Origin of the sequence: Mumia zhuanghuii (genome assembly GCF_042681565.1) — a bacterium.
GTDB lineage: Bacteria > Actinomycetota > Actinomycetes > Propionibacteriales > Nocardioidaceae > Mumia.
Genome location: NZ_JBHUFT010000008.1, coordinates 465,924 through 491,557, shown reverse-complemented (window position 1 = coordinate 491,557; position 25,634 = coordinate 465,924). Strand labels below are relative to the sequence as shown.

Here is a 25,634-nt window from a genome sequence, read left to right as displayed (position 1 = left end):
GCCGCGTCGCGCACACTGGGTCCCATGGGGGTCACGCGACGACGATTCACGATCCGCGCGTCTGTCGCGAACGGGATCGACCACGCGTTCTTCGCGTTCTCGGCGTTGGCGGCTGCGTGGTTCGCCTACCTGCTGCTCGTCGAGGGGGCCCGCCGGGGCTGGCAGTCGGGTCTGCTGGTCGTCTTCTGGCTGTTCGTCGCCTATCTTCTGCTCCCCCGGCTGCACCGGATCCTCACGCAGATCTATGTGCCCGGCTACTTCATCGGCCGCGCGCGGACCGCCGACGGGCGCCTCGGCGATCCCGTCAACCTCGCCTTCCGCGGTCGCGAGCAGCAAGTCCACCGCGCGATGCGCGAGGGCGGCTGGACCCGCGCGGACGATCTCGACCTGCGGTCCGGCATGCGCATCGTCACGTCGACCCTGCGGCGACGCAGCGATACCGGAGCACCGGTCAGCCCGCTCGTGCTGTTCGGTCGGCAGCAGGACTTCGCGTACGAGCGGGAGGTGGACGGCAGCCCCTCGCAGCGCCATCACGTCCGGTTCTGGCGATGCCCGGACGGGTGGAAGCTACCCGGCGGGTTTGCGGTGGACTGGCTCGCCGCCGGCACGTACGACCGCAGCGTGGGCCTGTCCACGTTCACCCTGCAGATCACCCACAAGATCGCCCGCGACACCGATGTCGAACGGGACTTCGTCCTCGCGACGGTCACCGGTGCCGACCCCTCCGTGACCGTGAACGTCATCGAGGACTTCTCCACCGGCTACCACGCGCGCAACGGCGGGGGCGACGCGATCGAGACGGACGGCGATCTGCCCGTCGTGGACCTGAGCACCGTGGACGCGCCGCCGGATCCGGTGGCGCCGCCCGCCGACGGCCGCATACGCCTGCCTGCACCGACCGTCTTCGGGGCCGGCGTCGCCGTGCTGCGCGCGCTCGGCATCCTCATCGCCGTCGTCCTTGTGGTGGTGGCCCCCGACCTGGTCGCCGACACCGTGACTCACGCCGGCGCCGACCTGACGACCCGGGACGTCGAGGCCGCGGCGCGCGGGAGTGCACTCGTGCTTGCGGTGTACGGCCTCGTCGACCTCGTGCTCGCCGTCGCCGTGCTGCGGGGCAGCAATCTCGCGCGGCTCGTGCTCATGACGTTGTGCGCTGTGGCGACGGTGACCGCCTTCGCCTCCGACGTTGGCGGTGACCCGATCACGCTGACCCACCTCCCGACGGTCGGCGTCAACATCCTGGTGATCCTCGCGTTGTCGAGCCCCCGCTCACGGGCGTACGCGACGCCCGCGGTCAACCCTTCGGCAGCACCTCGGTCATCACGCGCTGCACGTTACCGCCCATGACCGCGGCGACGTCGGCGTCGCTGAAGCCACGGTCGACCAGCTCCTGCGTGACGACGGCGAGCTCGGACGTGTCCCAGCCGACGGCGACCGAGCCGTCATAATCGCTGCCGAGACCGACGTGATCGATGCCCACGAGGTTGCGGACGTGGACCATCGCGTCGACGACCGCCTTCACACTGGTGTCGCACACCGCGCCGTCGAAGTAGGCGATGCCGACAACGCCTCCGGTGGCAGCGACGCCACGGATCTCGTCGTCGGTGAGGTTGCGGTTGACCTCGCACGTGGCCTGGACGCCCCCATGGCTGGACACCACCGGCTTCGTGGCGCGTGCGAGCATCTCGGCGACAGCGGTGTGGCTCGCGTGCGCGACGTCGACGATCATCCCGAGCTCCTCCATCTCGTCGAAGACCTCGCGCCCGAGGTCGGTGAGGCCTTCCTTCTCCTCACCGTGCATCGAGCCCGCGACCTCGTTGTCGAAAAAGTGCGTGAAGCCCGCCATGCGGTAGCCCGCCTCGTACAGGCTCCCCAGGTTGTCGGCGTCGCCCTCGAGCGGCTGCAGGCCCTCCAGCGAGAGCAGCGCACCCGTGACGTCGTTGCCGGCGGCGCGGTCAGCGACGAGGCCCTGGAGGTCGTCGCTCGTACGGACGAGGCGCAGCGCGCCCTCGGACCGTTCCTCGGCATCCTGGAGCTTCTCCGCGTGGTACATCGAGCGTTCGAAGATCGAGGTCCACGTCCGCGGCGGCTGGAGCTGGGCGAATGTCAGCAGCGTGATGTTGTCGGTGTCGGCACTGTTGGAATCGAAGTTCTGACCCTTCGGAGACTTGCTCACCGACGAGAACACCTGCAGCGCGACGTTGCCGTCCTGCAGCCGCGGGAGGTCGACATGCCCACGGTCGCTGCGGTCGAGGAGGTCACGCTTCCACAGGAGCGTGTCGGAGTGCATGTCGAGGATGGTCAGCGAGTCGTGAAGCGCCTGCGTCTCGTCGGTGACCTCGGGCAGCGGCTCGGTCACAATCTCGTTCATGCCCTTCTCGACGATCCCGGGTGCGAGCGCGAAGAACGCGACCGCGGCGAGGACGGCCAGTGCGAGGAGCGCGACGAGGATGCGCTTGACGGTGAAGCGCCGGCGTCGCCGGGAAACAGGGGCATCTGCTGACGACATGAAGGGGTCCTTCCGAGACGGAGGTCACACCGTACCCGCCGGTAACAAGGCCGCGTCATCCGGCCCGGTCCGGCACTGGCCGTACGCTGTGCCCGTGATCTTGCACCGCCTGCCGACGGGGCCCCGCGCGTGAGCGCCGGACTGGCCGCCCTCCTCGACGACATCGCCGCCCTCGCCAAGCTGGCGGCGGCCTCGGTCGACGACGTCGGCGCCGCCGCGGCACGCGCGAGCACCAAGGCCGCTGGGGTCGTCGTCGACGACGCCGCGGTGACCCCTCGCTACGTCCAGGGCCTGCGCCCGGAGCGCGAGCTGGCGATCATCAAGAAGATCGCGATCGGCTCGCTGCGCAACAAGCTGGTCTTCATCCTTCCCGTCGCGCTGCTCCTGAGCCAGTTCGCGCCGTGGCTGCTGACGCCGATTCTCATGCTGGGCGGGACGTATCTCTGCTACGAGGGCGCCGAGAAGCTCTGGGAGAAGCTGTCCGGCCACCACGCGCCCGAGGTCCCCTCGTCGTCGCAGGGCCCCGTCGAAGAGGGCAAGGTGATCTCCGGCGCCATCACGACCGACTTCATCCTGTCGGCCGAGATCATGGTGATCGCGCTCAACGAGGTGGCCGACGAGCCGTTCGTGTCGCGCGCGCTCATCCTCGCCCTCGTCGCGGTCGGCATCACGGCGCTCGTCTATGGCGCGGTCGGCCTCATCGTCAAGATGGACGACATCGGCCTCTCGATGGCCACCCGCACCTCGGCCGTCTCGCAGGCCGTCGGTCGCTTCCTCGTCCGCGCCATGCCCGTGGTCCTCGCGACGCTCTCGGTCGTCGGCGTGGCCGCGATGCTGTGGGTCGGCGGGCACATCCTGCTCGTCGGAGTGGACGAGCTGGGCTGGCACGGCCTGTACGACGCCGTGCACCACCTCGAGGAGCTCGTGCACGACGCCGTGCCGGCCATGGGCAGCACGCTCCCGTGGCTCGTCAACACCACCGCGTCAGCGCTGCTCGGACTCGTCGTCGGCGCGATCGCGGTCGCGGTCATGCACGTCGTGCCACGCCGCAAGAAGCACTGACGCAGGGTCAGGCCCGCCGTACGGTCAGCGCCTCGCGCCGCGTGAGCGTGACCTCCATGCCCTCCGGCATCAGCGTGAGGCGCTCGTCGATGCGCAGGTCGTACGAGGGGTCGCCGGCGATGTCGTACCGGTGCAGGATGCGCGCCAGCGCCATCGTCGCCTCGTGCACCGCGAACTGGCGTCCGATGCACGCCCGCTCGCCGGTGCCGAACGGCTTCACCGTGCTCGCGAGTCTGGGGCGCGGACGCTCGGGGTCGAACGCGTCCGCGTCCTCGCCCCACACCGCCGGGTCGCGCTGCACGAGCGGCAGGACGACCAGCGCCCAGTCGTCGGGCGTCATCGTCCAGCGTCCGCCGAGCGTGGTCGTCTCTCGCGGGCTGCGAGCGTAGCCGGGCGCGGTGGGCCACAGCCGCAGCGACTCGTCGAGCACCTTGCGGAGGTAGCGGAAGCGCGCCACCTGCTCGTACGACGGCGTCGCGTCAGGGTCGTCCCCGAGGATCGCGTCGGTCTCGGCCTGCGCCTTGGCGAGCACCTCGGGGTGGCGCGCGAGGTAGTAGAACGCGAACGACAACGCACCCGAGGTCGTCTCGTGACCGGCAACGAGGAACGTGAGGATCTGGAAGCGGATGTTCTCGTCGCTCAGCCGCTCGCCGGTCTCGGGGTGCGCCTGGTCGAGCATGATGCCGAGCAGGTCGTCGGTGTCCGTGCTGCCCGAGCGGCGGCGCGCGGCGACGATGTCGTCGAGGAACTGGCGGACGTAGTCGAGCTGGTCGGCGTGCTTGCGGTCCAGCCGACGCTCGAGGAGCTTCGCCCCGGGCAGCGCCATGAGCACGCCCTTGCGCCGCCCGAGCGTGAGCGCGGTGACCATGCCCTCGATGAAGGGGTGCACCTCGTCGGTCGTGAACGAGCCGAACGCCTGGCTGAACCCCGTACGCCCGATCGTCTCGAGCGTCAGGCGGGTCATGTCGGCGGCCAGGTCGACGTGTCCGGAGCCGGCGTCCCACACCGCGAACAGCTCGTCGAGCGTCTCGGCCATGACCGGGTGGTAGCGCTGCATCGCCTGCTTGGTGAACGCGGGCACGAGCAGGTCGTGGGCGAGCTGCCAGTTGGGCTCGTGGTTGTAGGCCGTGAACAGGCCGTCGCCGGCGATGCCGCGCAGGCCGTCGAGCGCGGGTGAGTTGGCCTTGACGAAGCGCGACTCGTCGTTGAGCTCGGCGGCGAGCTCGGCATCGGTGACGAAGACGAACTTCTGGCCGAAGACGACGATCTCGAAGATCGGCCCGAGGTCGCGGTGGTGCTCGAGGATGTGCTGAACGGGACGCTCGGGGTCCATGCTGCCGGCGTCCTTCATCCACCGGCGGCGCCCGGCGGGGTGCGGGAAGGTGTGTCCGGACCAGGCGTTGCGCATCGGTAACTCCTTGTTGCACGTCGGTTCAGCAAGCCTGAACGGTTGCTGAACCCGTGTCAAGTAGTCTCTGCTCGTGGCAACCCGGACCCGGCTCTCTCCCGAGCAGCGACGCGACCAGCTGCTGACGTTGGGCGCGCAGCTGTTCGCGACGCAGCCGTACGAGGACGTCCACATCGAGCGGGTCGCCGAGATGGCAGAGGTCTCCCGCGGACTGCTCTACCACTACTTCCCCAACAAGCGCGCGTTCTTCGCCGCGCTGCTCGCGCAGGCCGCCGAGCAGCTCGCGCAGGCCACGACTCCCAAGCCCGACGTCGGGCCGCGCGAGCAGCTGCTCGACGGCGTCGAGAGCTATCTGCGGCACTGCGCCGCCAACCGTCTCGGGGTCAGCACGATCCACCGCGGCGCCGCCAGCGGCGACCCCGAGATCGAGGCGATCCTGGAGGAGTCGACGCGGCTGCACGAGGACCGCATCCTCACCGTGCTCGTCCCGGGCCAGGAGCCGCACCCGCTGCTCACCCTCGCCGTACGGGGCTGGCTCCTGCACCTGCGCACCGTCGGGCACGAGTGGGCGACCACCGCTCCGGACGTCCCCGTCGACGAGGTCCGCGACATGTGCGCGGGCGCACTCGTCGGCGCTCTCGAGGCCCTGCCGCCGGAGGGGCGACCGGCTGTGCTCGCGTCGCTGATCTCGGGCTAGGCGCCACTACGGCGGTAGTCGACGAGCAGGCTCCCAGTCGGCGCGCCGACTACCTGCTCGAGCTCCCACTGCTGCGCGTCGCGCACGCCGTCCCACAGTCGTCGCCCCTCACCGACGGCAACGGGCGTCACCACGAGGCGTAGCTGGTCGACCAGGTCCGCCGCGAGCAGCGACCGCGTCAGCGCCAGGCTTCCGTGCACCCCGATGTCGCCACCCTCTGTCCCTTTGAGGTCGCGCACGGCTCGTGGTCGGACGTCGGCCAATAATCGGACCACTCGTCATACATGCGGTGCCCGAGCAGCACGGTGTCCTGCGCGTCGATCACCCGACGCAGGTTGTCGTCCATGACCTCGTCGAAGTCGAAGACGAACCGGTCAGGCCCCTCAGCGACCCCGTCCAGCGAGACGAGCATGTAGGCGACGACGTGGCGCATAGGTGCCTCCGTACGGTCAGGTGGGTACGAGGGTGTGGACCGCCAGCGACTCCTCGAATCATCGGTCCGCGGTGACGACCTCCGCCGTGAACGCCCGCTCGGCGGCGGGGTGGCAGCGCACGTAGCGCCGGGTCAGGACGAAGCTCCCGAGCGCGCAGGTGCTCGACACGACCATCACGAGCGCCATCGGCACCGCGGTGTCGTCGCCGGCGATGCCGCCGAGCGGCGAGACGACGCCACCGAAGAGGAACATCAGCCCACCGACCAGCGCGCTGCCTGCTCCGGCGACGTCACGGCTCTGCTGCAACGCGAGTGCACTGGTGTTGCCCATCACGAACCCGGCGCTGGTGACCATGGGGAACAGCGGCACCGCGAGCACCCATGCGGGGAGCGGCGAGACCGCGACGACGAGCACGGCCGCCGTCGACGCGACGGTCACGGGCAGTGCCAGGCTGACCGTACGGGCGGGGTGGACGCGGCGGCGGGCCAACCGCGCGGACACCAGACCGCCGATCGTCAGGCCGATCGCGTTCAGCGCGAAGAGCAGGCCGTACACGAGCTCGGTCGTGCCGAGCACGCCTTGGTAGACGAACGACGAGGACGAGATGTACGTCATCAGCGCGCCGAAGGTGAACAGCACGGTGGCTGCGTACCCGAGGAACGCCGGGCGCCCGAACAGCCGTCCCAGCGAGGCGTACTGGACCCGCGGCGTACGGCGCTGCGGCGGGAGGCTCTCGCGGACCGTCGTGAGTGCGCCGACGAGCTGCAGCACGGTCACCGCGAGCACGATCCCGAGGACACCGCGCCACGGCACGTGCCCGGCGACCGCACCGCCGATCGCGGGTGCGGCGACCGGCGCGATGCTTTTGATCGTCATCATGAGCGACATCGCCCGAGCGGCCGCGAAGCCTTCGAGCAGGTCGGCGATCACGGCGCGCGCGACGACGATGCCGGCCGCGCCCGCCAGCGCCTGGACGAAGCGGGCGCCGATGAGCACCTCGATCGTCGGCGCGAGCACCGCCACCGCGGCCGCGAGCGTACTGACCGTGCACCCGACGAGCAGCGGGCGTACGCGGCCGAGGTGGTCGGTCACCGGACCCCAGAGCACCTGCCCCACACCGAGCCCGACGAGGAACGCGGTGAGCGTCAGCTGCACCGCCCCGGCATCGGTCTCCAACGACGTTGCGATTGCGGGGAACGACGCGAGGTAGAAGTCGACCGACAGCGGTGCGGTCGCCGACAACAGCGCCAGAACGAGGAGAAGGCGGAGCGGGAGACCGTCACGCGCGGGCAGACCGGCATCAGGGGAACGCGGCACCATCGGAGTATAGGACCCGCATCCGACACTAGGCTCGCGTGCGATGACCATCACTGACGCACACTTCTGGGACCTGATCCATGCCGAGCGCGTTCGGCTCGTGGACATGCTGGAGGGGCTCAGCGACGAGGACTGGCGTGCCAGGACCCTCTGCTCCGACTGGACCGTCGACCAGGTCGTCGCCCACCTCACCGCCGGCGCGAGCACAGGGACCTGGGCGTGGATCCGCAGCATGGCGGGCGCGGGCTTCAACGCGAGCAGGCACAACGATCGCCGCCTTGCCCGCTACCGCGGCGCCACCCCTGCGGCGACGCTGGAGGCGTTCCGCAGGGCGGCCACGAGCACCACCGCACCGACGAAGGACCACGCCGCATGGCTCGGGGAGGTGATCGTCCACGGTCAGGACATCGCGCGCCCGCTGGGTGTCCCCGTCACGCCCGACCCTGTGGCCGTCGGCGAGGTCGCCCGCTTCTTCGCGGCGAAGGACTTCGCGGTCAACAGCCGACGACTCGTGAAGGGGTTGGCGCTGGAGGCCGACGACACCTCGTTCCGGAGCGGGAGGGGCCCGCTCCTCCGCGGCCACCTCCTCGATCTGGTGATGGCGATGGCGGGCCGTCCGGACTCCTGCGCGGCGCTCGACGGCGACGGCGTCGAGGAGCTTCGCCGACGTCTCCGCTGAGCGCGCCGCCGCTCAGGCGTCGGGCAGCAATCGCTCCGCCAGGTACGCGAGGATCTCGTCCCGCGCGGTCACCGTCGGGTGCCCGGCCTCGTCGACCAGGTGCGCGGTCACGACGCTGTGCGGCGTGCCGACGACGTCCCGGAAGAAGGGCGGCGGTTCCGGATTGGCGGCATCGCCGTTGAGGACGCGGCCGTCGAACCGGTCGCCCAGCAGCTTCTCGTACGCCGCGAACCGCTGTCCCGTGCACCAGCGGTCGTCGGCGAAACGGTACGCAAGAGCGCTCAAGTCGTCGCGTACGAAGCGTTCTCGTACGGCGTCGGCGTCCTCCGCGGACATCTCGAGCGCGGCCGGGTCGTCGAGCGGGAGCGACGGCTGGCTGAGGACGGCGGCGATGACGGAGGGCTCGAGCGTCATCGTCAGCGCGAAGTTGCCGGTGAAGCACATCCCGATCGCCCCCACCCCAGGCCCTCCGCACTCGTCGTGCGCGAGTCGTGCCAGCGCGCGGAGCCACGTCACGACCGGGCTGGTGCCGCCACCGGCGAACGCACGAAACTCGGCGCTCACGCAGGCGCGCTTCATCACCGCAGCGCCGTCCTCGGCCGTCGGGTACGCCCCGTCGACACCGAACAGCGACGGGACGTACACCGTGAACCCGGCGTCACAGACCCACCGCGCGAAGCGCAGCACGTCCGGGCTGATCCCCGGCATCTCCGGCATCACCACGACGGCGGGTCCGCTCCCCGCGACGTGTACGTCCTTCTCGCTGCCCTCCGCCGCAAACCGTCGGCGGACGAACCCCTCGAGCGTCTCCGTGCTCGCTTCAGCGTTCGTCATCGTGCCTCCCTCTGCTCGGTGTCGCCCCATCCTCGCCGCTGTGGGCCGGTGCACGTAGGGGCGAGAGCGCCACGATCCGGGCTAATCTCGCCACATGACGGAAGCGCTGCGGGTCGGTGTGCTCGCCTACCCGGACTGTTTCGCCTCAGAGGTCTTCGGCGTCGTCGACCTCCTCACGATGGCTTCCCACGTGTCTGCTGCGCAGGGCGGCACCCGCGCGCCGTTCGAGACCTCCGTGATCTCACCGCGCCGGCGTGTCCTCGCCTCGGGCGACGTGCCGATCGGCATACGACCGGTGCATGAGGTCGACGTCCTGGTCGTTCCCGGCTTCGCGCTCGTCCCGTCGCTCGACCTCGACGACCGCCTGCGAAACCTGCGCCCGGAGGTCGCGGCGATGCGCGCGCACGCCGAGACCGGTCGCGCGGTGGTGTCGATCTGCGTCGGCGCCTTCCTCGCCGGCGACGCGGGGCTGCTCGACGCGCGACGAGCGACGACGTCCTGGTTGTTCGCCGACCTGCTCGCACGGCGCTTCCCCCGCACGACGGTCACGCCGGAGGCGCTCGTGGTCAACGACGGCGGCGTCACGACCACCGCCGGGTTCACCGCCATGTACGACTTCGTCCTCGACCTCGTCGGGCGTCACTGCGGGCCGTCCGTCGCTCGGCACACCGCACGCGTCGCCCTGGTCGACGACGCGCGCGTCAGCCAGGCGCCGTACGTCGACAGCGCGATGCTCCCGTCGACGGGCAGCGCGTTCTCGGCGCAGGTCGAGCGCTGGCTCACCCGGCAGCTCGCCGACCCGTACGACCTCGCGTCGCTCGCCGCGGCGTTCGGCACCAGCACACGGACGATGCTGCGCCGCTACAAGGCCGACACCGGCAGCACGCCGCTCGCCTACCTCCAGCGCGTACGGGTGCGCCGCGCCCAGCACCTCCTCGAGCACAGCGACCGGACGTGGCAGGAGGTCGTCCGCGACGTCGGCTACCGCGACCCGGCGGCGTTCTCGCGACTGTTCGTCCGGCACGTCGGCGTCAGCCCCGGCGACTACCGGGCAGGGTTCCGGCGGTCGGTCGCCTGAGCTAGCGCCGCGCTGCCACGATCTGTGCAGCGAGGCCGTCGAGGACGTTAGGCAGGTCGTCGTCGACCACGAGCGCGTCGACGAGGCCGCGGCTCATGAAGTCGCTGTCGGCGATCCGGTCGAGCATCGCGACCAGCGGGTCCCAGAAACCACCCGGGTTGAGCAGGCCGAGCGGCTTGGTGTGCAGCCCGAGCGTCTGCCAGGTCCACACCTCGAACATCTCCTCGAGCGTCCCCAGGCCGCCGGGCAGCACGAGGAACGCGTCGGCACGGTCGGCCATCATCGCCTTGCGCTGGTGCATCGAGCCGACGACCTGCATCTCGAGGCCCGGCTCGTCGCGGCGCCCCCACTCACGCTCGACCATGAACGACGGGATCACGCCGTACACGCGCCCCCGGTGGTCGAGCGCGCCACGCGACAGCGCGCCCATGAGCCCGCTGCCACCCCCGCCGTACACGAGCTCGATCTCGCGCTCGGCGATCTGCGCACCGACCTCGTACGCCATCTCCACGAGCGCGGGGTCGTTGCCGTCGCGCGAGCCGAGGAACACGGCGAGGCTTGCGAGCGGACGGGAGGAGGATCGCTGCATCCCCGGATCGTACGGCGCGCGTCACCCGCGCCCGCTGACCACCCACGGGGCCCGAACCCTGCCATGGTGTCCTCATGTCGACGGTGCTCGTCATGGTCCTCGGACTCGCCGCTCTCGTCGTCGGCGCCGAGCTGCTCGTACGCGGAGGCTCCGGTCTCGCTGCACGGCTGGGGGTCGCCCCGATCACCATCGGCCTGACCGTCGTCGCGCTCGGGACGAGCATGCCGGAGCTCGCGATCGGCATCGACGCGGCTCGAAGCGACAGCGGCGGCCTCGCCGTGGGCAACATCATCGGCACGAACCTGGTCAACCTGTTGCTGATCCTCGGCCTGAGCGCCGCGATCCGGCCTATCGCACTCGCCTCACGCACGCTGCGGTTCGACCTGCCGGTCATGACGGCCGTCGCGCTCGTGGTGTTCGTGATGGGACGCGACGGCACGCTGACCTCGGTCGAAGGCACCGTCCTGATCGTCCTCGGCGTCGCCTACACGTACGGGGTGCTCCGCGCGGGGCGCGCCGACGCGGCCGAGCGCCCCGCCGACACCGCTGCCGGCTCCGCAGCCACCACCGGCAGCGCGGCGCGTGACGTGCTCAGCCTCGTCATCGGTCTCGTGGTCATCGTCATCGGGGCTGACCTTCTCGTCAGCGGTGCCATCGACGCCGCGGCCTCGCTCGGGGTCAGCGACGCCGTCATCGGCCTCACCGTCATCGCCATCGGCACGTCGGCGCCCGAGCTCGTCACGACGTTGCTCTCGACCTTCCGCGGTGACCGCGACCTCGCCCTCGGCAACCTCATCGGGTCGAGCGTCTACAACATCGTCTTCATCCTCGGCGTCACCGTGCTCGCCGCCCCAGGCGCCGTCCCCGTGCCCGACGAGGTGCTGACCGCCGACCTCGTGCTGATGGCGGTGGTCGCCCTGGCCTGCGTGCCCGTCTTCGTCACTGGGCGCCGCATCAGCCGCCCCGAAGGCGCGCTGTTCGTCCTCGCGTACGTGGTCTATCTGGGATGGCTGATCGCCGCGCGGGCGTGAGCAGCGATTCACCCTCCGCGTGTGAGGCCGTCGGGCCCCGCCTGCGTCAGGGTGAGTCATGGCTGCCTGGATTGCGACCGCGCTGTATCTCGCGGACCTGACGATCAAGCTGATCGCACTCGGTGTCGTACCGCGCAACCGGCGGCCGTCGAGTGGGATGGCGTGGCTGCTGCTGATCCTGGTGATCCCGTTCGTCGGGCTCCTCCTCTTCCTCATGCTGGGCCGGACCTCGCTCGGGCGTCGCCGCCACGCGCAGCAGGCCGAGGTGAACGCCGAGGTCGTCGAGCGGACGGCACCGGTCCCGACGCTGGGCGACGACTTCGACGGGCCCGCGTACGTACGCTCCGCCGCTGAGCTGAACCGCAAGCTCGGCGCCCTTCCGGCGATGCCGGGCAACGCGGTGATGCTGTTCCCCGGATACGCCGACAGCATCGCGGCGATGACGGCGCAGATCGGACGCGCGCAGTCCTTCGTCCACGTCGAGTTCTACATCTGCGCGTGGGACGACGTGACCGCGCCGTTCTTCGAGGCGCTGGTGGGCGCGCAGGAGCGCGGGGTGACGGTGCGGTTCCTGTTCGACCACCTCGGCTCGCGCGGGATCCCGGGCTACCAGGACTTCCTCGCGAGGCTCGACGCCGCCGGGATCGACGCGCACGCCATGCTCCCGATCCACCCCCTCAAGGGGCAGTGGCGCCGACCTGATCTCCGCAACCACCGCAAGATCCTGGTCGTCGACGGCAGCGTCGCGTTCACCGGCTCGCAGAACCTCACCGAGCCCGGCTACAACAAGCCCAAGAACCACCAGGCCGGTCGCGAGTGGGTCGAGCTGATGGCGCGGGTCGAGGGACCGGCCGCGACGGCTCTCAACGTCCTCTTCGCGACCGACTGGTACAGCGAGACGGGCCAGCGGCTCGAGGACGAGATCGGCACCATCGCCCCGGCTGCCGGCGACGTCGAGGCACAGGTGATCCCGAGTGGTCCCGGCTTCGCGACCGAGAACAACCTGCGACTCTTCACGACGCTCATCTACTCCGCGCAGCAGCGCCTCTCGATCACCAGCCCCTACTTCGTCCCGGACGAATCGCTCCTGTACGCCGTGACGACGGCGGCGCAGCGCGGCGTGGAGGTCGAGCTGTTCGTCAGCGAGCAGGGCGACCAGTTCATGGTGTTCCACGCACAGCGCTCCTACTACGAGGCGCTGCTGCGCGCCGGTGTCCGCATCTACTTCTACCCGGCGCCGGCGATCCTCCACGCGAAGTTCTTCAGCGTCGACGAGGACGTGGCGGTCCTGGGATCGAGCAACATGGACATGCGCTCGTTCGCGCTCAACTACGAGGTCTCGCTGATGATGCTCGGGGCGGACATCGTGGCAAAGGTGCGTGCGGTCGAGGACGCGTACCGCCGCATCTCCAAGGAGCTCACGCTCGACGAGTGGCTCGCCCGCGGACGCACCTCGGCGTACATCGACAACGTCATGCGCCTCACGGCCGCGCTGCAGTGAGGCCCGGCGCGCGGGCGGCTACGACGGCCCGAGCGCGACCCACGTCGGGGCAGGCGTCGAGAACCGGCTCGTGAAGCCGCCGATCAGGTCGGCGCCGCCGAGCTCGTACGACACGATCGTGTCGGACTGCTCCCCCGCGACGAGGAGGTGCGCACCGGCGAGCGTGAAGTGGCGCGGCCACCGGACGCCGGCCGGGACCTCGGCGACCCGGTCGAGGGTGCCGGACCGGAGGTCGAAGAACGCGAGCGTGTCGGGGCCCCGGTTGGAGACGAGGGCATGGCCACCGTCGGCGGTGATCGCGATCTGCGCGGGCCAGGTCGTCTCACTGCTCGCCGTGGTCGGCACCTCGGCGAGCACGACAGCGTCGCCCGAGGCGCCGAGGCGTACGTGCAGCAACGTCGCCGACAGCTCGCCGACGACGAGCGCCGTCTCGCCATCGGGGGCGGTGACCACCTGCCGTGGCCCCGTGCCCGGCGGGAGCCGCCACGAGCCCTTCTCTTGCAGCCGCCCGTCCCCGGAGATCGTCAGCGAGGTCAGCCGGTCCGTCCCGAGGTCGACGCAGACCAACGCCTCCCCCGCGACGTCGGCGGCGATCATGTGCGGGTGCGGCGCGTCCTGCCGCGCGGGGTGCGGCCCTGTGCCGTGCAGCGTGAGCGTGTCGACCGTCGCCGACGGACGTCCCTCGGGCCCGAGCGCGACGAGCGTGACCGTGGCGCCGAGGTAGTCGGCCGTGAGCAACCACTGTCCGTCACGGGTCACGGCGGCGTGGCACGGAGCGGCACCGGTCGAGGCAGCGCCGACGACCGTCATCTCCCCCGTCACGTCGACGGCGACGGCCGTGACACCTCCTGAGAGCGTCTCGTTCGTGGCGTACGCGATCGGCAGCGTCGGGTGCCAGACGACGCACGACGGCGACTCCATCGCAAGCGCGCCCAGCGGCTCGATCACCCCGGTCGCGTGCACGCGCACCGCGCGCAGGCCGGGAGCACCGTCGGTCGTGTAGCACCCGAGGAGGGCCTGCGTCGTCGTCACGGACGGGACACTACCGGTGACGCCGAGGCACGTCGCGGCATGCGCCTCCGGACGTTGAGGGCGGCACAGCAGAGCAGCAGGACCGCCGTGCCGAGACCGACGGCGTGCAGCGCCTCCGTCCCTGCCACCGCGATCGCGTCGAGGACAGCATCACGTTGCGGCGATCCCTCAGCAAACACCCGTGTCTGCGCCATGGTCACCGTCTCAGCACCGACGTCGAGCCCCGAGGCCAGCGGCCGCAGCGACAGCGCGAACACCGCCGTCGCCAGACTGCCGACGGCGGCGAAGCCGAGGGAGGAGCCGAGGTGGTTGCTCGTCTCGGCGAGCGCGGCGGCCCGTCCTGCGGCGGCCGGCGGAGCGCTGGAGACGACGCGGTGCGTGCCGAAGGCGAACAGCGGCCCGCATCCGAAGGCCGTCAGCGTGATCGCCACGACCATCGGCGCGTAGCCGGGCGCGGAGTCCGCCGAGACCGTCAGCTGCAGGAGCGCCCCCAGCGCTGCAACGACCAGACCGGCCGGGATCAGGACGTCAGGGTCGACGCGCCGGGCGAGGAGCGGAGCGGCGTACGACCCCGCCCCGATGCCCAGTCCCATCGGCATGAACACCACCGCTGCGGCCAGGGGCGAGAGGCCGACCACCGACTGGAGGTACTGCGTCACCCAGAACCCGGTGCCCGCGAGAACCACCGCGACGAGGGTCAGGCTCGTGACGGACACGACGATCACGCGCTCGCGCAGCAGGTCCAGGTCGAGGAACGGGACGGCGAGGCGGCCCTGACGGCGTACGAAGGCGACTCCGGCCGCGACCACCACCGCCACCGCAACCGCAGCGCTCGGCACCGGCGTCGCAGATCCGGGGATGCATGCCTTGACCGCCGTGAACAGCGCCAGGAGAGCGGCCATGAGCAGACCGGCGCTGAGCATGTCGACCCGCGGCGCCCGGTCGGCCGGACGTGACTCCGGGAGCAGCCGTCGGCCGAGCACGAGCACCACCGCGCACGTCGGGACCGCGAGCAGGAAGACCGACCCCCACCAGAACCAGTGGAGCAGGACCCCGCCCACCACCGGACCGAGCGAGGCGAACGCGAACTGGCACGTCGCCCAGGTGCCGATCGCCCGCGCACGGGCCGCGTCGTCGGGGAACACGTCGCCGATCAGGGCGAGCGTCGAGGGCATGAGGGTGGCGCCGGCGACTCCTTGGAGGACACGGGCGAGCAGGAGCGACTCCGGGGTCGTCGCGTACGCGGCGAGCACGGAGGCCACCAGGAATCCCGCGCAGCCGATCAGCAGGAGACGCCGCCGGCCGACGCGGTCGCCGACCGCTCCGGCCACGATGGCGAGCACGCCGACGACCAGCCCGTACACATCGGTGATCCAGAGCTGCTGGGTGGCCGACGCGCCGAGGTCGGCGGTGAGCTCGGGTACGGCGAGGAAGAGGACGTTGAGGTCGACGGCGACGACAGCCGTCGGCAGGAGGAGGAGCATCAGGCTCAGCCGTGGTGAGGTCATGCCCCCTGGTCGCCACGGGCACGCCGATCTCGACACCTCCAGCCGAATCGGGCGAAGATTCTCGCGACGTGGTGTCGTACCAGCGAGGACGGTGACGACCACCGATCGACACCCCGCCCCGGGGTCCCACCGCAGGAGGAATCGTGAAGTACCTGATCTTGATGCACGTCGACCCGACCGTCCTGGAGAACCTCACTGAGGAGCAGCAGCAGGCGATCGGAGACGGCCACACGCAGTTCATGGCCACGACCAAGGAGAACGGCGAGTTCATCGCCACCCAGGCGCTCGGCGACCCGAGCCGCTCGAAGGTCGTACGGAGCAACGGTGACCAGCCCGAGGTCACCGACGGCCCGTTCGTCGAGGCCAAGGAGTTCATGGGCGGCTTCTACCTGCTCGACGTCGAGGACGAGGCGCGCGCGATCGAGCTCGCCACCCTCATCCCGGACGCCCGCATCCCCGGCCTGGCTCTCGAGATCCGGCCGGTCGTGTTCTCCGACCTGGGCGACGGGTGACCGTACCCGGTCTCGACGGCGAGGGCCCGTGGCGCGCGCTGGCACCACGGACCCTCGCCACGCTGCTGCGCACGTACGGTCGCGACCAGTTCGAGGTGTGCGAGGACGCCGTGCAGGACGCGCTGCTCGAGGCACACGTCCACTGGACGAAGGCCCCGCCGGACGACCCGCAGGGCTGGCTGACGGTGACCGCCCGTCGCCGGTACGTCGACCGGGTACGCAGCGACCGGCGGCGCCGTGACCGCGAGGGTCGCGTCGCGCTCCTAGACGCGCCGCTGAGCCACGAGGGCGTGCAGAGCGACGACGCGCTCCTGCTGCTCCAGCTGTGCTGCCATCCCGCGCTCGCGCGCTCGGCCCAGGTCGCGCTGACGCTACGGGCGGTGGCGGGACTGTCGACGGCGCAGATCGCCAACGCCTATCAGCTGCCCGAGGCGACGATCGCCCAGCGGATCACCCGCGCGAAGCGCCGGCTCGCCGAGGTCGGCAGCGGGTTCACCCGTCCGGGCGACGTGGCCGAGCGCCTGGCTCCGGTTCTGGACGTCCTGTACGTGATGTTCACCGAGGCCCACCACACGACGAGCGGTGCGCCGGCCCACGACACCGACCTCGCCGGCGAGGCGATCCACCTCGCACGTCTGCTGCGCGAGGCGGCTCCCGACTCCACCGAGGTCGCCGGGCTGCTCGCGCTCACGCTGCTGACCGAGGCGCGCCATCCCGCGCGGGTCGGCGCACAGGGGCAGCTCGTCCCGCTCGACGAGCAGGACCGCAGCCGGTGGGACCGGTCGGCAGTCGACGAGGGACTCGCCCTGCTCGACGCGGTCGTCCCCGGCGCCGACCCCGGCCCGTACCTCCTCCAGGCGTGCATCGCCGGTGTCCACGCCCACGCACCCGACACGGATGCGACCGACTGGGACGAGATCCACGCGCTCTACACGGTGCTCGAGCACACCACCGGCGGCCGCAACCCGACGATCACGCTGAACCGGATCGTGGCAGCGAGCATGGTGCGAGGGCCCGAGGCGGCGCTCTGTGACCTGGACGGCCTCGAGGCTCACCATCCCCGGCTCGCGCGCGTCGACGCCGTCCGCGCCCACCTGCTCGAGCGCGCTGGCCGTACGGACGAGGCGGCCACCTCGTACCGTCGCGCGATCGCCGCGACCGTCAACGTCGCCGAGCAGCGCCACCTGCGCGACCGACTGCGAGCGCTCGGAAAGGGCCGCGGTCACCAAGGCGACGGCTCGTAGTCCTTCACGAAGCAGCCGTAGAGGTCTTCCCCGCGCTCACCGAGCACGATCGGGTCGTAGACCCGGGCGGCGCCGTCGACCAGGTCGAGCGGAGCGTGCCACCCCTCCGCGGCGATCCGCAGCTTCTCCTGGTGAGGCCGCTCGTCGGTGATCCAGCCGGTGTCGACGGCGGTCATCAGGATCTTGTCGGTCTCGAACATCTCGCCCGCGCTGGTGCGGGTCATCATGTTGAGCGCCGCTTTGGCCATGTTGGTGTGCGGGTGGCCCGGGCCCTTGTAGCGGCGGGAGAACTGTCCCTCCATCGCCGAGACGTTGACGACGTACGCCCGCCGCGCACCCGCGTCGACCGCGGCGCGCATCGCCGGGCGAAGCCGGGAGACGAGCAGGAACGGCGCGATCGAGTTGCAGAGCTGGACCTCGAGCAGCTCCAGCGGATCGACCTGGTCGACGACCTGGGTCCAGGAGTTCGTGGTCTGCAGGTCCGGGAGCAGCCCGCCGGCATCCACGGCGGTGCCGTCGAGGTGCGCGGCCAGGGATGCCGAGCCGGCCTGGAGCGCCAGTGCGGTGATCGAGGCGGCGGTGTGCGCGGCCTCGGCGACCTCGAGCGACTCGCCCTCATGGTGAGCGACGGCCGTGGTCGAGAGTGCGCCGGCGATCGCGGCAGGGTGAGCCTCGGACATGCCGTCGAAGGAGACCATCTCGGGCAGCGCGATGTGCGGCGGCAGAGGGGCGTCCTCCATCTCGACCAGACGCGAGTAGGCGCCCGGCGTCCGCCGCACCGTCTGGCAGGCGTTGTTGATCAGGATGTCCAGAGGGCCTGCGGCGGCGACGTCGTCGGCCAGGCTGATCACCTGGGCGGGGTCACGCAGGTCGATGCCGACGACCTTGAGCCGGTGCAACCACTCGGACGAGTCCTCCATCGCGGCGAACCGGCGCACCGCGTCCTTGGGGAACCGGGTGGTGATGGTGGTGTGCGCGCCGTCGCGGAGCAGGCGCAGCGCGATGTACATGCCGATCTTCGCCCGACCGCCGGTGAGCAGCGCGCGCTTGCCGGTGAGGTCGGTCCGCTGGTCGCGCTTGGCGTGCGACATCGCCGCGCACCGCGGGCAGAGCCAGTGGTAGAAGGCGTCGACGAGGGTGAAGTCCTCTTTGCAGATGTAGCACCCGCGAGCGGTGATGAGCTCGCCGGCGAAGGCGCCCGGCGCATGCGAGACCAGCGGGATGCCGGCCGTCTCGTCGTCGATCCGCATCGGCGAGCCGGTGGCCGTCTTCTCGATGACGTCCTGGTCGTGTCGCTGCCGCTCCCGGCGGATCTCGTCGCGACGCGCCTTCTTGATCAGCTTGTACATGAACGACGCCTCCCGCTTGACCGTCCGGAGATCCGGGTGGTCGGGGTGGAGGTCGGAGAGCTGTCGGAGGACCTTGAGAGTGGTCGCGAGGTCGTCGGGGGCGATGCCGGGCTGATCGTGCACCCGGCGGATCCTACGTCACCGCTGCAACCGATCCCCTCAGCCGCTCGTCGGGGCAGCTGCCCGGGGGCGGCGGCGCACCGGTCGACGGATGTCGGACCGGGGCTTCGACGCGAGGAGCGGGTCGAAGTCGTCCGTGATCTCCGTCAGGCGTGCCTCGTCCACGAAGACGGCGCCCTCGCGCACCTCCTGGACGAGGTCGCGGCCGAGCACGGCGCCGGCCGTGCCCATGCCGCCGTAGATCGTGGCATTGATGCCGAACATGTGCTCCGTGCTTCCCCCCGCGAGGAACAGCCCCGGGATGTGCGTCGTCACGCGCGGCCGGAACGGTCCCAGGTTCTTCAGGAGCGGGGCGATGCCGTAGCAGGAGCCGTCGGTGGTGAGGGTGAAGCGCTCCTGGGTGATCGGGGTGGACGCCTCGCAGAAGACCATCCGCTCCCGGATGTCCGGGATCATCAGCTCGGCGGTGTCGAGCACACGCTGGGTGAGCTCCTCCTTGAGCTCGAGGTAGCGCTCGTCGCGGCCGTAGCGCCCGCCGTCCGCAGGCCCTGTCTCGACGTTCCAGAACGCGTAGTCCTTGGGCGCCCAGCTCACGAGCTCGAGCGTCGAGTAGCCCGCGGGCGCCGAGTGCGTCCCCTCAGGATCCTTGGCGGTGGGGCAGCTGATTCCCACGGGCATGCGCTCGGGGCAGCGCCCCGCGGCGACCTCGCGGTAGTAGCCGTCGATGTCGTTGGTGGGCCACACCCAGGCCAGCGGCGGGGTGTCCCGCTCGCGCAGGTCGACGTCGAGGGCGACGTACACCGCGAACATCGGCAGCGTCATCTCCAGGCTCCCCAGCCTGCGCCGCAGCCGTCGGGTCAGGTGCTCGTCCCCGACCAGCTCCGCCCACGTCTTCTTGAAGTCGGCCGCGGAGACCACGGCCTCGGCGCGGATCTCCTCGCCGTCGCGAAGGCGGACACCGACGGCGCGCCCGTCCTCGATCAGGATCTTGTCGACCCTGGCCTTGGTGCGGACCTGACCCCCGTGCGTCTGGACGACGTCGGTGAGGTGGGCGCCGATGACCTGGCCGCCGCCCCGCGGGTAGTAGGCACCGGCCTGGAGGTAGTGATGGAGGAAGCCCGCGTGCATCGCCGTGGGCGTCCGGTGCGGGGGCCACGTGTAGTCGCCGTTCTCCGCGAGGACCACCGCCTGCGCGTCGGGGCTCAGACCGCACGCGGCCATCAGCGTCGTGATGGGTCGTACGCCCCAGCGCAGCAGCGCGAACGGGCGGCGGCGCGGCCGCTCGCGGGTGGCGATGGTGCGCATGATCGTGACGCAGCGACGAAGGCCCGCCTCCTCCTCGGGGAAGGCCGCGATCAGGCGGTCGAGGTACGTGTCCCAGCCGGTCGGCGTCTGGAACGTGGTGCCAGGGATCATCACCTGGCAGTGGCCCTCCGGGCGCTGTCGCAGCCAGTTGATGCGCTCGGTGAGCGCCAGCCCGGAGAGCGCGGTCTGCATCCGACCGCCGGGACCGCACTCGCCGACGTAGTGCGTGCCGACGTCGAACTCGAACTTGTTGCCCGCGCGGCGGAAGACCTGGGTGCTGCCACCGACGACCTGGTTGGCCTCGAGCACGAGCACCCGCTTGCCGTTGGCTGCGAGGTACGCCGCGCACGTGAGGCCACCCGGACCGGCGCCCACCACCACGGCGTCCCAGGTCTCGTCGCCGGCTTCGCGGCCGAGGGGCAGGGACGTCGCTGTCTGCGTCATGGTGGACCGCTTTCCGAGGGAACCTAGAGGCGGACTCTAGTTAATCAGACCATCGAGAAGTGCCACCCCGGCCTCGCTCACTGCCCGCTCGATGCGCTCGGGCGACAGCATCAGGTCATCGCGCCGCAGCGCCAGCGCGGCGATCCCGTTCCAGGCGCCGAACAGGACGTACGACATGAGCTCCGGATCGACCCGGCGGATCGCGCTCGCCTCCACGGCATCGCGGATGCTCTCCTCGAACTCGCGCCGGAGCTGGCTGAACCGCGCGACGACCTCGGCCTCGACCGGCGTGCGAGGACCGCGTTCACCGGTCACGGTCAGGTACTTCACCACCGCGGGGTGTTCGAGAAGCAACCGCATGTAGGCGGTGCCGACACCGGCGAAACGCTCGAGCGGGGGCACCTCCGCCGTGTACGCCGATCGGAGCGCGTCCGTGGCCACGGCCAGGACCCGCTCAGTGACGGCTGCCAAGAGCGCGTCCTTGGTCCCGAAGTGCACGTACACCGAGGCGGCCGAGACCCCGGCCTGAGCAGCGACGTCCTCGACCCGGATCTCCTCCGGCGCCCGCTGCGACAGCAGGAGCTCTGCCGCGTCGAGCAGGAGCACGCGGGTGCGCTCCTTGCGACGCGACCCACGCGCGGCGGCGTCACCCGCGACGGGCTTCTGGGCGTCGGTCACGAGACACCACACTAGGGCCGCGAACGGAGCGCGAGAAAGCATCAGGGCCCGATCTGCGCTTCCGCAGATCGGGCCCTGTCTTTCTTTGTAGCGGGGACAGGATTTGAACCTGTGACCTCTGGGTTATGAGCCCAGCGAGCTACCGAGCTGCTCCACCCCGCGTCGGTGACACGAGCCTAGCGGACGCCATCTCCGACCCCGCACGCGGGTTGGCCTGTGCGGTCACATCCCTCCCGGCCGCCACGGGTTGATGCAGGGGACGCCGAGGGCCGCGAAGTGCCGCGTGTTGCGTGAGACGACGGTCATTTCCGCCGCCTGGGCGACGGCCGTTCGGTGACGCGCTCACCCCTGCGGGAAGGTTGCGGATAAGGATCTGTTCCACGACGACCACGCGCCCGAGTTCCTCAACCACTGGCGCCGTCGGCCCGGTGGGCGCGGGCGATCAGCGCCGCCCGCAGCCCTGGCAGATCCTGGTGCCGGATCGGCGACAGGCCGGTGAGCGTGTCGATGCGGCGGATCCGGTAGTCGACCGTGTTCGGATGCACGTGCAACGCCGACGCCGTCGCCCTCCGATCAAGCCCTAGCTGCAGATAGAGCTCGAGCGTGTTGAGCAGCTCCGGCCGCGCCTCCAACGGTTCGAGAAGCATCGCGAGGCCCGGCAGCGCCGCCGTCGCCCGACTCAGCTGATAGTCGAGCAGCACGTCGGCGAGCTGATAGAGACCAGGCGGCCGACCGGTACGGCGTACGAGGTCGATGATCTCGCGGTCCTGCGCGACGGCGCTCGGGATCTGCGAGGGCTTCACCACGCTTGCCGCAGCCGTGACATCGACGCCCGCTGACTCGGCGGCACCGGCGACGACCTTGCGCAAGTCGTCCCAATCGGCGGGGCCTTCCGTGGGGAACAGCACCGTGCCCCCAGTCGAGTCAAGACGTACGAGAGCCTGCTCCGCACCGACACGATCCAGCAGCTCGCGCACACGACGAAGCTTGCGCCGCGCAGCGATCCCCGCACTGGCACCCGGCGCCTGCTCATCGGGGTGGGGCGCGATAGCAAGCACCATGGCGACGTATTCAGGTGCCGGCGTGAGCCCCGTCGACGCATCGGCTTCGCCGGCCAGCAAGGCACTCATCGCCGCGTGCCGACCCTCGCGCTCCTCACCGTCGACAAGCCGACGTGCCTCCATGTAGGCACTCGTGACAGCCACCACCATCTTGCGATGAACGTCCAGAATGTGCCCCAACGCCTCTCGCATATCGGCGAGATCATCAGGGCTGGCGTCGGTGGATATCCGCTCCCAGCACATCGCCAGTCCAAGCTGATAGGCAGAAAGGATCGAGTCGAGGGGCACGCCCTCATCCGCGCGATGTGCCGCGGACTCACGCAGCGGCTCGAACTCACCACTGCTCGCCGGGCACCGACGCTCGACGACGTCTGCGGTCATACGCAGGCAGCGCTCGACGATGTCGACGATGTCGTGGGTGAGCTCCTCGAAGGGGAGATCGGAATAGGCGGGGATCTCCGCGAGCATCTGCGCGACGACATTTCGGGCAAGCTCAGGCGCGCCGATGCGCAGTCGAGACGCGATCGGCTCACCGGCGATCCGCAACGGATCCGCCGTTTCCCCCTTGTTGCTCGTCACAAAGCGCGCCTAATAAATCTAAGTCACATGATGATGAACTCGCTGTTACCACCTCGGCAGCATATTCCTCACCCGAACTATTCGCCGAGAACTTCGAGGTGTCAGCATGAGACTTCGCTTCATCAATTCCCGTCGCCGGACCGCCGTCGTCGCGCTCGCGACGGCGTGCATTTCGGCATTCGCGGGACTGGTTGTGGCGTCGCCGGCGACCGCCGACGAACCCGTCAAATACGTAGCCCTCGGTGACTCGATGGCCTCTGGACCCCTGATCCTTCCGTTCACCGGGCCGATCGCGTGCGGCCGCTCGACCCGCAACTACGCGCGCCTGCTCGCCGCGCAGGTCAAGGCCACGTCCTTCACCGACGTGACGTGCAGCGGCGCCGACACGGGCGACCTGTTCTCTCCCATGAAACTGTCGCTCGCTGGCGTTGACGCCGGCACCGCACCCGCGCAGCTCGATGCTCTGAAGCCTGATACCACCCTCGTCACACTCACGATCGGTGGCAATGACGCCGGCCTCGTCGGCGTCGCCCAGGACTGCATCCGGCTCAACTACTTCGCCACCCCGTGCATGAACGCGCTCACCGCTGGCGGTGTCGACAAGATCGCCAACCGGATCAATGATTTCGCGCCTGATCTCGCCGCGTCCCTCCAGCGCATTCACGCGCTGTCTCCGCAGGCGCGGGTCCTCGTCACCGGCTACGGGTACTACATCAAACGCAACGGATGCTGGCCGAAGCAGCCGTGGTTGCCGAAGGACGCAAACTACCTGCAAGAAAAGGTTCACCAGCTCAACGTCACGATCGCCGCGGTAGCGGCGGCCAACGACGCGGAATATGTCGACGTCGAGACGCCGAGCGTCGGGCACGATGCGTGCCAGGCACCCGCCACGCGATGGGTCGAGGGACTTGTTCCCACCAGCCCCGCATCTCCTCTTCACCCGAATGCCGCGGGCGAGGCAGCGTACGCCTCGATCATCGGCGCGACGCTCTAGGAGACTTCGCGGTCTCAGAGGTCGAAGCCACCTGACGCCTCGATGTCCTGGGCCGTGATCCAGCCGCTGCCCTCGGAGCGGAGGAACGCGATCACCGTGCCCACGTCCGATCCCTCGCCGATACGCGACCCAGTTCGGCCTTCCACCCGCAAGGACGCCGCCCGGCTGCGGGTCGACGCGCGGCCACACGCACTCAGGCCCGCAGATCAACTGATCTGCGGGCCTGAGTCTTTGTAGCGGGGGCAGGATTTGAACCTGCGACCTCTGGGTTATGAGCCCAGCGAGCTACCGAACTGCTCCACCCCGCGTCGGTAGGTAAGACAGTACAGGACGCCTCCCGCAGGCCCAACCCTGCCCCTCACGCCGGCGCCTTCCGCCGGCGGCTCGCCATCGCGACCAGCACCCCCGACCCCGTCACCGCGATGTACGCGGTGAGGACGGCGACGGCGATCGGCACCGTCTCCAGCGCCCCGAGGTCCATCATGAGCGCCGCCATCAGGACGAGCGAGAACGGCGCGGCGACGATCGCCCCGGGCAGCGCGGCGAAGACGCAGCTGAACGCGAGCGCGACCGGGATGTCCGGCACGAGCAGGTGGATCGCATAGCCGTACGTCCCGCCGATGAACAGCATCGGGAAGAACGGACCACCGATGAAGCCGGACTCCGTACAGACCGCGAACGTGACCATCTTCGCCAGCACGATCACGAGCAGGAACCCGGCACCGAGGCTCGACCCGGACCCGACCACGGTCTCGAGCTGGTCGCTCCCGGTGAACAGCGTCAGCGGGAGCGCGACAGCGACGAGGCCGAACACCACTCCTCCGACCACCGGCCGTACGACCGTCTTCGTGGTGAGCGGAGCGACGAGCCGGCGCACTACCCCCGTGATCACGGCGAGCACGAGCGCGCCGGCCGCGGCAGCGAGCCCGAGGCCCACGCCCGCGAGGATGTGCCAGTCCTCGAACGTGTAGGAGGGGATGTCGTAGATGCCGAGGAACGTCGTCCCCGCGATCGGGTAGAAGATCGCGAACGCGACCGTCGCCGACACCAGCGACCCGAACACCACGTGCGTGAAGCGACGCCGGTGCGGCTTGGCCAGCTCGAGCACGAGCAGCGTCGCCACGATCGGCGAGGCGAGCAACCCTCCGTACGAGGCCGCTGTCCCGGTGAGCATCGTGGCCTTCTGCATGTCCGGATCCGTACGGCGCTGGCCGACGAGCGTGCCGAGCCCCCCGCCCATGGAGCCGAGTGCGGCCTCCGGACCGAGGCTGGCTCCGCCGACGAGGGAGACGGTCGACACGGCGACCGTGCCGGGCACGCTCCGCGGCTCGACGTGCTCTTCAGCCAGCTCGTCGACGAGCCCCGGCACGTGCGCCGGCATCCGCAGGACGTGACGGATGAGGCCGACGACCAGCCCCGCGCCTGCGGTGACGGCGACCCACCACCACCGCCCGCCCCACCAGCCGTTGCTCGTCGGGTCGCTCCAGAAGTCGCCGTTCTCGACGACGAAGAGGAACACCAGCCCTCCGAACGCGAGGGTGACGCCGAAGACGACAGCGTCGCGGAGCAGACGCCAGAAGTCACGCGAGTGCGCGAGCGGCGCCATCTGGAGCGTGTCCGTCTCGTCCGCCACCGGCCCCCGCCTTCCGCTCGACGTCGCGCACACGCG

At 70.4% G+C, this 25,634-nt stretch carries 24 protein-coding genes and 2 tRNA genes; 10 read left to right on the top strand and 16 right to left on the bottom strand.

Features of this window, described 5'->3' with window-relative positions; translation table 11 throughout:
• The first annotated feature begins 24 nt into the window (after positions 1-24).
• Positions 25-1,347, top strand: a complete 1,323-nt coding sequence (locus ACFSDF_RS10660; RefSeq protein ID WP_167007368.1) for an LssY C-terminal domain-containing protein — start codon at positions 25-27, stop codon at positions 1,345-1,347.
• Here the strand turns inward: ACFSDF_RS10660 and ACFSDF_RS10655 are convergent.
• Entirely contained in the window at positions 1,295-2,509 is a 1,215-nt protein-coding gene (locus ACFSDF_RS10655) for a dipeptidase (RefSeq protein WP_167007365.1), read from the bottom strand. The genes ACFSDF_RS10660 and ACFSDF_RS10655 overlap by 53 nt on opposite strands.
• A gap of 129 nt (positions 2,510-2,638) precedes the next feature.
• On the opposite strand from ACFSDF_RS10655, the gene ACFSDF_RS10650 reads away from it, so the two are divergent.
• The gene (locus ACFSDF_RS10650) at positions 2,639-3,571 is read left to right on the top strand and encodes a DUF808 domain-containing protein (RefSeq protein ID WP_167007362.1); all 933 of its coding nucleotides are present in this window, start codon (positions 2,639-2,641) and stop codon (positions 3,569-3,571) included.
• Between the two features lie 7 nt (positions 3,572-3,578).
• Here ACFSDF_RS10650 and ACFSDF_RS10645 read toward each other — a convergent pair whose 3' ends face one another.
• A complete protein-coding gene (locus tag ACFSDF_RS10645) occupies positions 3,579-4,979 on the bottom strand; it encodes a cytochrome P450 (RefSeq protein WP_377157488.1) in 1,401 nt (466 codons plus the stop codon).
• 73 nt (positions 4,980-5,052) lie between these two features.
• Here ACFSDF_RS10645 and ACFSDF_RS10640 point away from each other — a divergent pair, with 73 nt between their 5' ends.
• Positions 5,053-5,676: a TetR/AcrR family transcriptional regulator gene (locus tag ACFSDF_RS10640; protein ID WP_377157486.1), complete on the top strand. Its 624-nt coding sequence runs from the start codon at positions 5,053-5,055 to the stop codon at positions 5,674-5,676.
• Here ACFSDF_RS10640 and ACFSDF_RS10635 read toward each other — a convergent pair.
• The 3 genes from ACFSDF_RS10635 to ACFSDF_RS10625 are packed head-to-tail and all read right to left on the bottom strand — an operon-like array spanning position 5,673 to position 7,427.
• Positions 5,673-5,876 (bottom strand): dihydrofolate reductase family protein, encoded by a 204-nt coding sequence (locus ACFSDF_RS10635; RefSeq protein WP_377157484.1) that lies wholly within the window; start codon positions 5,874-5,876, stop codon positions 5,673-5,675. The two genes, ACFSDF_RS10640 and ACFSDF_RS10635, sit on opposite strands and share 4 nt — an antisense overlap.
• Positions 5,855-6,109 carry a hypothetical protein gene (locus tag ACFSDF_RS10630; protein WP_377157482.1) on the bottom strand — a complete coding sequence of 85 codons (255 nt, stop codon included), beginning with the start codon at positions 6,107-6,109 and terminating at the stop codon, positions 5,855-5,857. The genes ACFSDF_RS10635 and ACFSDF_RS10630 overlap by 22 nt, the downstream gene beginning before the upstream one ends.
• A 58-nt stretch (positions 6,110-6,167) precedes the next feature.
• Complete coding sequence (locus ACFSDF_RS10625; RefSeq protein WP_377157480.1) at positions 6,168-7,427, bottom strand: multidrug effflux MFS transporter; 1,260 nt, start codon at positions 7,425-7,427, stop codon at positions 6,168-6,170.
• A gap of 43 nt (positions 7,428-7,470) precedes the next feature.
• Between ACFSDF_RS10625 and ACFSDF_RS10620 the strand changes: the two genes are divergently transcribed.
• Entirely contained in the window at positions 7,471-8,106 is a 636-nt protein-coding gene (locus ACFSDF_RS10620; RefSeq protein WP_167007347.1) for a maleylpyruvate isomerase family mycothiol-dependent enzyme, read from the top strand.
• A gap of 12 nt (positions 8,107-8,118) precedes the next feature.
• Here the strand turns inward: ACFSDF_RS10620 and ACFSDF_RS10615 are convergent, their stop codons facing one another.
• Positions 8,119-8,940: a dienelactone hydrolase family protein gene (locus ACFSDF_RS10615; protein ID WP_377157478.1), complete on the bottom strand. Its 822-nt coding sequence runs from the start codon at positions 8,938-8,940 to the stop codon at positions 8,119-8,121.
• 94 nt (positions 8,941-9,034) lie between these two features.
• On the opposite strand from ACFSDF_RS10615, the gene ACFSDF_RS10610 reads away from it, so the two are divergent.
• A complete protein-coding gene (locus tag ACFSDF_RS10610; protein ID WP_377157476.1) occupies positions 9,035-10,018 on the top strand; it encodes a GlxA family transcriptional regulator in 984 nt (327 codons plus the stop codon).
• A gap of 1 nt (position 10,019) precedes the next feature.
• On the opposite strand, the gene ACFSDF_RS10605 is transcribed toward ACFSDF_RS10610, so the two are convergent.
• On the bottom strand, positions 10,020-10,607 hold the full coding sequence (locus ACFSDF_RS10605) for an LOG family protein (protein WP_377157474.1): 588 nt from the start codon (positions 10,605-10,607) through the stop codon (positions 10,020-10,022).
• 74 nt (positions 10,608-10,681) lie between these two features.
• Here ACFSDF_RS10605 and ACFSDF_RS10600 point away from each other — a divergent pair, with 74 nt between their 5' ends.
• The gene (locus ACFSDF_RS10600; RefSeq protein WP_377157472.1) at positions 10,682-11,638 is read left to right on the top strand and encodes a calcium/sodium antiporter; all 957 of its coding nucleotides are present in this window, start codon (positions 10,682-10,684) and stop codon (positions 11,636-11,638) included.
• Between the two features lie 58 nt (positions 11,639-11,696).
• A complete protein-coding gene (cls, locus tag ACFSDF_RS10595) occupies positions 11,697-13,139 on the top strand; it encodes a cardiolipin synthase (protein ID WP_377157470.1) in 1,443 nt (480 codons plus the stop codon).
• An 18-nt stretch (positions 13,140-13,157) separates the two neighbouring features.
• On the opposite strand, the gene ACFSDF_RS10590 is transcribed toward cls, so the two are convergent.
• Both ACFSDF_RS10590 and ACFSDF_RS10585 read right to left on the bottom strand, forming a co-directional pair.
• Complete coding sequence (locus tag ACFSDF_RS10590; RefSeq protein WP_377157468.1) at positions 13,158-14,171, bottom strand: lactonase family protein; 1,014 nt, start codon at positions 14,169-14,171, stop codon at positions 13,158-13,160.
• Complete coding sequence (locus tag ACFSDF_RS10585) at positions 14,168-15,679, bottom strand: MFS transporter (protein ID WP_377157466.1); 1,512 nt, start codon at positions 15,677-15,679, stop codon at positions 14,168-14,170. The genes ACFSDF_RS10590 and ACFSDF_RS10585 overlap by 4 nt, the downstream gene beginning before the upstream one ends.
• 143 nt (positions 15,680-15,822) lie before the next feature.
• Between ACFSDF_RS10585 and ACFSDF_RS10580 the strand changes: the two genes are divergently transcribed.
• Positions 15,823-16,191 carry a YciI family protein gene (locus ACFSDF_RS10580; RefSeq protein ID WP_167007318.1) on the top strand — a complete coding sequence of 123 codons (369 nt, stop codon included), beginning with the start codon at positions 15,823-15,825 and terminating at the stop codon, positions 16,189-16,191.
• Complete coding sequence (locus ACFSDF_RS10575) at positions 16,188-17,435, top strand: RNA polymerase sigma factor (protein ID WP_377157464.1); 1,248 nt, start codon at positions 16,188-16,190, stop codon at positions 17,433-17,435. The genes ACFSDF_RS10580 and ACFSDF_RS10575 overlap by 4 nt, the downstream gene beginning before the upstream one ends.
• Here ACFSDF_RS10575 and ACFSDF_RS10570 read toward each other — a convergent pair.
• The 5 genes from ACFSDF_RS10570 to ACFSDF_RS10550 all read right to left on the bottom strand — a co-directional run bounded on the left by ACFSDF_RS10570 (position 17,414) and on the right by ACFSDF_RS10550 (position 22,971).
• Positions 17,414-18,907, bottom strand: a complete 1,494-nt coding sequence (locus tag ACFSDF_RS10570; protein WP_243843083.1) for an SDR family NAD(P)-dependent oxidoreductase — start codon at positions 18,905-18,907, stop codon at positions 17,414-17,416. The two genes, ACFSDF_RS10575 and ACFSDF_RS10570, sit on opposite strands and share 22 nt — an antisense overlap.
• 36 nt (positions 18,908-18,943) lie before the next feature.
• Positions 18,944-20,653 carry a phytoene desaturase family protein gene (locus ACFSDF_RS10565; RefSeq protein ID WP_377157462.1) on the bottom strand — a complete coding sequence of 570 codons (1,710 nt, stop codon included), beginning with the start codon at positions 20,651-20,653 and terminating at the stop codon, positions 18,944-18,946.
• A 36-nt stretch (positions 20,654-20,689) separates the two neighbouring features.
• The gene (locus ACFSDF_RS10560; protein WP_377157460.1) at positions 20,690-21,331 is read right to left on the bottom strand and encodes a TetR/AcrR family transcriptional regulator; all 642 of its coding nucleotides are present in this window, start codon (positions 21,329-21,331) and stop codon (positions 20,690-20,692) included.
• Between the two features lie 88 nt (positions 21,332-21,419).
• Positions 21,420-21,493, bottom strand: a tRNA-Met gene (locus ACFSDF_RS10555).
• Positions 21,494-21,735: 242 nt separating this feature from the next.
• Positions 21,736-22,971: a PucR family transcriptional regulator gene (locus ACFSDF_RS10550; protein ID WP_377157458.1), complete on the bottom strand. Its 1,236-nt coding sequence runs from the start codon at positions 22,969-22,971 to the stop codon at positions 21,736-21,738.
• 193 nt (positions 22,972-23,164) lie between these two features.
• Between ACFSDF_RS10550 and ACFSDF_RS10545 the strand changes: the two genes are divergently transcribed.
• Positions 23,165-23,965: an SGNH/GDSL hydrolase family protein gene (locus ACFSDF_RS10545; RefSeq protein WP_377157456.1), complete on the top strand. Its 801-nt coding sequence runs from the start codon at positions 23,165-23,167 to the stop codon at positions 23,963-23,965.
• A gap of 234 nt (positions 23,966-24,199) precedes the next feature.
• Here the strand turns inward: ACFSDF_RS10545 and ACFSDF_RS10540 are convergent.
• A tRNA-Met gene (locus ACFSDF_RS10540) sits at positions 24,200-24,273 on the bottom strand.
• 50 nt (positions 24,274-24,323) lie between these two features.
• Positions 24,324-25,598, bottom strand: coding sequence for a chloride channel protein (locus ACFSDF_RS10535; RefSeq protein ID WP_377157454.1), 1,275 nt, complete (start codon positions 25,596-25,598; stop codon positions 24,324-24,326).
• Positions 25,599-25,634 lie beyond the last annotated feature (36 nt).

What these genes read in the sequence shown, in the direction of transcription:
- ACFSDF_RS10660 (WP_167007368.1), top strand. Translation starts at nt 25, where the DNA reads ATGGGGGTCACGCGACGACGATTCACGATCCGCGCGTCTGTCGCGAAC.
- ACFSDF_RS10655 (WP_167007365.1), bottom strand. Translation starts at nt 2,509, where the DNA reads ATGTCGTCAGCAGATGCCCCTGTTTCCCGGCGACGCCGGCGCTTCACC.
- ACFSDF_RS10645 (WP_377157488.1), bottom strand. Translation starts at nt 4,979, where the DNA reads ATGCGCAACGCCTGGTCCGGACACACCTTCCCGCACCCCGCCGGGCGC.
- ACFSDF_RS10630 (WP_377157482.1), bottom strand. Translation starts at nt 6,109, where the DNA reads ATGCGCCACGTCGTCGCCTACATGCTCGTCTCGCTGGACGGGGTCGCT.
- ACFSDF_RS10620 (WP_167007347.1), top strand. Translation starts at nt 7,471, where the DNA reads ATGACCATCACTGACGCACACTTCTGGGACCTGATCCATGCCGAGCGC.
- ACFSDF_RS10615 (WP_377157478.1), bottom strand. Translation starts at nt 8,940, where the DNA reads ATGACGAACGCTGAAGCGAGCACGGAGACGCTCGAGGGGTTCGTCCGC.
- ACFSDF_RS10610 (WP_377157476.1), top strand. Translation starts at nt 9,035, where the DNA reads ATGACGGAAGCGCTGCGGGTCGGTGTGCTCGCCTACCCGGACTGTTTC.
- ACFSDF_RS10605 (WP_377157474.1), bottom strand. Translation starts at nt 10,607, where the DNA reads ATGCAGCGATCCTCCTCCCGTCCGCTCGCAAGCCTCGCCGTGTTCCTC.
- ACFSDF_RS10600 (WP_377157472.1), top strand. Translation starts at nt 10,682, where the DNA reads ATGTCGACGGTGCTCGTCATGGTCCTCGGACTCGCCGCTCTCGTCGTC.
- cls (WP_377157470.1), top strand. Translation starts at nt 11,697, where the DNA reads ATGGCTGCCTGGATTGCGACCGCGCTGTATCTCGCGGACCTGACGATC.
- ACFSDF_RS10585 (WP_377157466.1), bottom strand. Translation starts at nt 15,679, where the DNA reads ATGACCTCACCACGGCTGAGCCTGATGCTCCTCCTCCTGCCGACGGCT.
- ACFSDF_RS10565 (WP_377157462.1), bottom strand. Translation starts at nt 20,653, where the DNA reads ATGACGCAGACAGCGACGTCCCTGCCCCTCGGCCGCGAAGCCGGCGAC.